This window comes from Curtobacterium sp. C2H10 (genome assembly GCF_025407985.1).
Classification (GTDB): Bacteria; Actinomycetota; Actinomycetes; order Actinomycetales; family Microbacteriaceae; genus Curtobacterium.
This window is the reverse complement of the sequence record NZ_JABXGF010000089.1, coordinates 1-6148: the sequence shown is the minus strand read 5'-3', so window position 1 is coordinate 6148 and position 6148 is coordinate 1. Positions and strand designations below refer to the sequence as shown.

Sequence of the window (6148 nt, the reverse complement as noted above, 5' to 3'; positions counted from 1 at the left end):
CGTCGAACCAGCTCGTGCCGCTGGTTCGACGTCGGAAACGTGGTTCGACGTTTGTGCGCGTGCGAGTTGTGAGCACGTGACTTCTCCACAGATCGAGCGTCGGGTACGGGGGCGCGACCCGAGCCCGGACAGGCTCGGACCATGGTGGTCCCCGTCGTCGTCCCCGTGCACCCCGACCCGGCCGCGGCCCGCACGCAGCAGCGAGCGTTGCGCGACGGGCAGTTGATCCGCGTCGGCCACGGCGCCTTCGTCCACCGCCAGGACTGGGAGCGCGCGACCGCTTGGGAGCAGCACCTCGCACGCGCGGCGGCGGTGCACGCCGTCACGCCTCGTGCCGTCGTGTCGCATGCCTCCGCCGCGATCGCGCACGGACTGCCGTGGATCCAGCCGGTGCCGGAACGCGTGACCGTGCTCGACCCGGTGCGTCGGACCGCGCAGCGCACGAGGTTCGCGGACAAGGCCGCTGCGGCCGGACGACACGTGGTGCCGGTCGTCGTCGGAGGGCTGCCCGTCACGACCTTGGTCGACACGGTCGTGGACATCGCGCTGCGGTACGACCGCGGCCGAGCACTCGCGGTGGCGGACGCGGTGCTCCGACGTGGCCTGCAGCACGACGCGATCGAGGACGAGTTGGCGGCACGCGGCCCGGTTCGCGCAGGGCGACGAGCACGTTCGGTGCTGGAGTTGGCGGCGGGCGCCTCGGAGTCGGCGGGGGAGAGCGTCGCTCTGCTCGTGATGCGCGACGTCGGGTGTCCGGCGCCGGTCCAACAGCACGAGTTCCGCGACGACCGCGGTGTCATCGGCAGGGTCGACTTCTGGTTCCCGGACCAGGGCGTGATCGTCGAGTTCGATGGTCTCGTGAAGTACCGGGACGCCGGGATGCGCAACGGCCGCTCCGTCGAAGAAGTCGTCATCGCGGAGAAGGTGCGGGAAGATCGGCTGCGCGCGCTGGACGACGTACGCCGCGTCATCCGGCCGATCTGGCGTGACGTCGTGCCCGGCGGCGCGTTCCCGGCGATGCTGGCGGCGGCAGGTCTCCCGGTCCGACGGGGCGTCCGAACGACGCCCGCATGGTGAGCGGCCCCCGGCGTGGAACCACGAATCCGACATCGAACCGACCAGGCGCGGCGGTTCGATGTCGGATTCGTGGTTGGAAGCGGCGCGCGGCGCGGCGCGGCGCGCGGCGCAGCCGCCTACGCGAGCTCGAGCAGCACGTGGCCGGACGAGATCGTCTGGCCGACGGGGGCGTTCAGCCCCGTGACGACACCGTCACGCGGGGCAGCGACGGGCTGCTCCATCTTCATGGCCTCGAGCACGACGAGCAGGTCGCCCTTCACCACGGTGTCACCCTCGGCGACCGCGAGCTTCACCACGGTGGCCTGCATCGGGGACGTCACGGAGCCGGACGACGCCAGGCCGCCACGGACCCCGGACGACCGGCGCTTCGGCGGAGCGGACGGCCCGGCCGGACGACGACCGGCAGCACCGGCGGCGCCACCGGCGACGATCGACGGCATGGTGACCTCGATGCGCTTGCCCTGCACCTCGACGACCACGCTCTCGCGGGCTGCCGGTGCGGGGAGCTCCTCGGGGGAGCCGCTCCACGCCGGGATCTCGTTGACGAAATCGGTCTCGATCCACTGCGTGTAGATGCTGAACGGGGTCTCGTCGGGCGTCGCGAACGCCGGGTCCGACACGACCGCACGGTGGAACGGCAGCACGGTCGGCAGGCCGGTGACCTCGAACTCGGCGAGGGCACGACGCGACCGCTCGAGCGCCTCGGCGCGCGTGGCACCGGTGACGATGAGCTTCGCGAGCATCGAGTCGAACGAGCCGGAGACGACGTCGCCGGAGACGACGCCCGAGTCGACGCGGACACCGGGGCCGGACGGCGCGTGGAACGCGTGCACGGGGCCCGGCGCCGGGAAGAAGTTGCGACCCGGGTCCTCGCCGTTGATGCGGAACTCGAACGAGTGCCCCCGCGCGACCGGGTCGGAGTAGTCGAGCACGCCGCCCTCGGCGATGCGGAACTGCTCGCGGACGAGATCGATGCCGGTGACCTCTTCGGAGACGCAGTGTTCGACCTGCAGGCGGGTGTTCACCTCGAGGAACGAGACGGTGCCGTCGGCGCCGATGAGGAACTCGCACGTGCCGGCACCGACGTAGCCGACCTCGCGCAGGATCGCCTTCGACGACTCGTACAGCCGTTCCTCCTGCGACGCCGTCAGGTACGGCGCGGGCGCTTCCTCGACGAGCTTCTGGTGCCGACGCTGCAGCGAGCAGTCGCGCGTCGAGACGATGACGACGTTGCCGTGCTCGTCGGCGAGGCACTGCGTCTCGACGTGGCGCGGCTTGTCGAGGTACTTCTCGACGAAGCACTCGCCGCGGCCGAACGCCGCGATGGCCTCGCGCGTCGCCGACTCGAAGAGCTCTTCCACCTGGTCGCGCGAGCGGACGACCTTGAGACCACGGCCGCCACCGCCGAACGCCGCCTTGATCGCGACGGGCAGCCCGACCTGGTCGACGAAGTCGAAGACCTCGGAGACGTCCTGCACGGGCTCGATCGTGCCGGGCGCGAGCGGCGCGCCGACCTTCTCGGCCACGTGCCGCGCGGAGACCTTGTCGCCCAGGCGCTCGATCGACTCCGGCGAGGGGCCGATCCAGGTCAGCCCGGCGTCGATGACGGCGCGGGCGAAGTCGGCGTTCTCGGCGAGGAACCCGTAACCCGGGTGCACGGCGTCGGCGCCGGAGCGTCGGGCGACCGAGATGATCTTGTCGATGACGAGGTAGGTGTCGGCGCTCGTGGTGCCGTTCAGCGCGTAGGCCTCGTCGGCGAGGCGTGCGTGGAGGGCGTCACGGTCCTGGTCGGCGTAGACCGCGACCGATGCCTTGCCTGCGTCGCGGGCCGCGCGGATGATGCGGACGGCGATCTCGCCGCGGTTCGCGATGAGGACCTTGCTGATACGGGGCATGGTAAGTCAGCGTATTCGTGCGGCAGAGGCGCGAATTGACTGGCACCCACAAAGAACCGGCGCGAAGAAGTGTGGATGTCTACAGTGCCCAGAGGTCGTGCCACGCGATGCCGAACCCCCGCAGCAGCATCGCGCGCAGCACCGGGAGCGAGAGCCCGACCACGGCGGACGGTGCGCCGTCGATCCGGGTGATGTACGCAGCGGCCCGACCGTCGATGGTGAACGCCCCGGCGACCTCGAGCGGTTCGCCGGTGGCGACGTACGCGTCGATCTCCGCGGGCGACATGTCGTCGGCGAAGGTGAGCACGGCGCTGTCGACCGCCACCACCTGGTCGCCGTCGGCGACCATCGCCGACCCGCCGGGCACGACGCCCGCGACGAAGGCAGCAGCGCCGAGCGGCCCGCCGCCCGACGCGTCCACGGTACGGACGGGAGGCACGGTGCCGGCCCGACCCGCGCCTCCAGGCCCCGGATCGGGTGCGTCCAGGACGTCGGGTGCGTCCAGGGCGTCGGGTGCGTCCGCGGCGCGGCGCCGGTCCACGACGCAGTGCCCGCTCCAGAGCGTGCCGCCGCCGGCGGCGAGCATCTGGCGCCACCGGTCCCGCGCGACCTCCGGGTCGTGGGGCTTGCCGTACAGCACGCCGTCGACCTCGAACGCGGAGTCCCCGCCGAACACGAAGCCGTCGACCGGGGAGCCGTCGACCGGGGCGTCCGCGACGGCCGAGGCCTTGGCGACCGCGAGCATCGCCACCAGCTCCGGCCCGGTCAGGTCGCGGCCGAGCGACGTGGCGGCCGCGGCGACCGCGGCGTCCTCGTCGACCCCCGGCGCGACGAGCACCGGCTCGATCCCGGTCTGGGCGAGGAGGGCGCGGCGGGCGGGGGAGGTACTCGCGAGGTACAGACGCATGGGAACATCGAACCATGGGTGAATCCGTCGGAACGCTGCTCGACCTCGACGTCACCGGGATCGCCCACGGCGGCATCTCGGTGGCACGGCACGAGGGGCGGGTGGTGTTCGTGTCGGACGCGATCCCCGGCGAACGGGTGACCGCCCGTGTGACCGAGGACCGGAAGAAGTCGTTCTGGCGTGCCGACACCGTTTCGGTCGAGACGCCGAGCGAGCACCGCGTCGACCACGTCTGGCCCGAGGCCGCCCTCGACCGCGACCCGGCCGTCCGCGCCGGCGGTGCCGAGTTCGGGCACATCGCCCTCGGCCACCAGCGCACGCTGAAGCACGACGTCCTCGTCGACTCCTTCGCGCGCTTCGCCCGCACGGACCTCGCTGCCGTGCTCGGCCACGACGTCGTGGTCGAGGCAGCCCCCGGCGACGACGAGTCGAACGGCACCGGCTGGCGCACCCGCGTCCGCCTGCACGTCGACGAGGACGGCACCGCCGGCCCCTTCGCGGCCCGGTCGCACACCGTCGTGCCCGTCGCGTCCCTCCCGCTCGCGAGCCGGGTCGTGCAGGAGAGCGCCCCGCTCGGCCGCGGCGCGATGCCCGGCGCGTCCGTGGTCGACGTCCTCGCGCCGAGCGGCTCCGAGGGTGCGCGACTCGTCATCGACGAGCAGAAGCCGACCGTCGTGACCGAGGTCGTGGGGGAGCGTTCGTTCTCGGTGGACGACAACGGCTTCTGGCAGGTCCACCGTGCGGCTCCGGCCGTGCTGACCGCGGCCGTGCAGGACCTCGTCGACCGCGACCGGCTCGACCCCGAGGGGCAGCACCTCGACCTCTACGGCGGTGTCGGCCTGCTCGGCGCCGCGCTCGGCGACCTCGTCGGGCCGCGCGCCAAGCTCATCAGCGTCGAGAGCTCGGAGCGCGCCACCGAGCACGCGCAGGAGAACCTGTCCGAGTGGATCGGCGCCCGCGCCGAGACCGGCCGCGTCGACCGCTGGCTGCAGCGCACCGTCTCGACCCTGTCCGCCGGCGAGCGGCAGCGCCACCGCGCCGGGACGATCGTGCTCGACCCGCCGCGTTCGGGTGCCGGCCGCGAGGTCGTCGTGCAGATCGCGGCCCTCCAGCCGGCGCAGGTCGTCTACGTCGCCTGTGACCCGGTCGCGTTGGCGCGCGACGTCGCGACGTTCGCGGACCTCGGGTACCGCCTGGAGGCACTGCGCGCCTTCGACCTCTTCCCGCACACCCACCACCTCGAGGCCGTGGCGCGCCTGGTGCCCGTCGCCTGACGTCGATCGCGGGTCGCCTCCAGGGCGGCGGGCGCGCGCTCGACGGCGGTCGCGCGGGCGCCGCGCCGACCTGGCCGATTTGCGCGACGCGTGTCCGAGCGCACGACGACCGGCCGTGTCACGACCGCGTCGCGCCGCTGCCTGAGTCCGACCTGGGTATCCTTGGTCGTTGATGGCGAACCGGTTTCAGGGGCCGGGGAGCGCATCGACCAGAGAGGCCACCGTGGCAACAGACACGACCACAACCGGAACGACCGGACTGGCGACCAAGCCCGTCCGTGTCGCGATCGTCGACGACCACGAGTCCGTGCGGCTCGGGATCCAGGCAGCCTGCCAGAACGAGGGGTTCGAGGTGGTGCTGACCGCCGCGAGCGTGCCCGAGTACATCGAGAACCTCGGTGGGCGTGAGGTCGACGTCGTCGTCCTCGACCTGTCCCTCGGCGACGGCTCGACCGTGACCGCGAACGTGAAGGGTGTGCAGGGCACCGGTTCCGCCGTGCTCGTGCACTCGATCGCCGACCGCGTCGCGAACGTCCGCGAGGCACTGGCCGCAGGGGCGGCCGGCGTCATCCCGAAGTCCTCGGCGACGAAGACCGTGATGGCCGCCGTCGCCACCGTCGCCCGCGGGGACGTGCTCAACAACCTCGAGTGGGCCAGCGCGATCGACGCCGACCGGGACTTCGCGAAGGCGCAGCTCGGACGCCGCGAGCGCGAGATCCTGCACCTCTACGCCTCGGGCCTGCCGCTCAAGCTCGCCGCGCAGCAGCTCGGCATCGGGTACTCCACCGCCCGCGAGTACCTCGACCGCATCCGTGTGAAGTACGTCGAGGTCGGTCGGCCGGCACCGACGAAGGTCGACCTCCTCCGCCGTGCGGTCGAGGACGGCATCCTGCCGGGGCTCGACTCGGGCATCGACCCCGACGGCGACGGCCGCTGAGCAGCATGACGGCGGCTGACGCTGCGCCCGGGGCCGGGGCCGGGGCCGGGGCCGGGGC

5 protein-coding genes are annotated in these 6148 nt (G+C 72.7%); 3 read left to right on the top strand and 2 right to left on the bottom strand.

The window, feature by feature from the left end; all coding sequences use genetic code 11:
* Positions 1-141: 141 nt before the first annotated feature.
* Positions 142-1077, top strand: coding sequence for a hypothetical protein (locus tag HWD93_RS18035; protein WP_261647560.1), 936 nt, complete (start codon positions 142-144; stop codon positions 1075-1077).
* Positions 1078-1193: 116 nt separating this feature from the next.
* Here HWD93_RS18035 and HWD93_RS18030 read toward each other — a convergent pair whose 3' ends face one another.
* Positions 1194-2972, bottom strand: coding sequence for a biotin carboxylase N-terminal domain-containing protein (locus HWD93_RS18030; protein ID WP_070418451.1), 1779 nt, complete (start codon positions 2970-2972; stop codon positions 1194-1196).
* A 79-nt stretch (positions 2973-3051) separates the two neighbouring features.
* Positions 3052-3879, bottom strand: coding sequence for a nucleoside triphosphate pyrophosphatase (locus tag HWD93_RS18025; RefSeq protein ID WP_261647559.1), 828 nt, complete (start codon positions 3877-3879; stop codon positions 3052-3054).
* Between the two features lie 14 nt (positions 3880-3893).
* Here HWD93_RS18025 and HWD93_RS18020 point away from each other — a divergent pair, with 14 nt between their 5' ends.
* A complete protein-coding gene (locus HWD93_RS18020) occupies positions 3894-5153 on the top strand; it encodes a class I SAM-dependent RNA methyltransferase (protein WP_261647558.1) in 1260 nt (419 codons plus the stop codon).
* Positions 5154-5325: 172 nt separating this feature from the next.
* A complete protein-coding gene (locus tag HWD93_RS18015) occupies positions 5326-6090 on the top strand; it encodes a response regulator (protein ID WP_374115184.1) in 765 nt (254 codons plus the stop codon).
* Positions 6091-6148 lie beyond the last annotated feature (58 nt).

Coding starts and splice junctions, on each gene's coding strand:
- HWD93_RS18035 (WP_261647560.1), top strand. CDS start 142: ATGGTGGTCCCCGTCGTCGTCCCCGTGCACCCCGACCCGGCCGCGGCC.
- HWD93_RS18030 (WP_070418451.1), bottom strand. CDS start 2,972: ATGCCCCGTATCAGCAAGGTCCTCATCGCGAACCGCGGCGAGATCGCC.
- HWD93_RS18025 (WP_261647559.1), bottom strand. CDS start 3,879: ATGCGTCTGTACCTCGCGAGTACCTCCCCCGCCCGCCGCGCCCTCCTC.
- HWD93_RS18020 (WP_261647558.1), top strand. CDS start 3,894: ATGGGTGAATCCGTCGGAACGCTGCTCGACCTCGACGTCACCGGGATC.
- HWD93_RS18015 (WP_374115184.1), top strand. CDS start 5,326: ATGGCGAACCGGTTTCAGGGGCCGGGGAGCGCATCGACCAGAGAGGCC.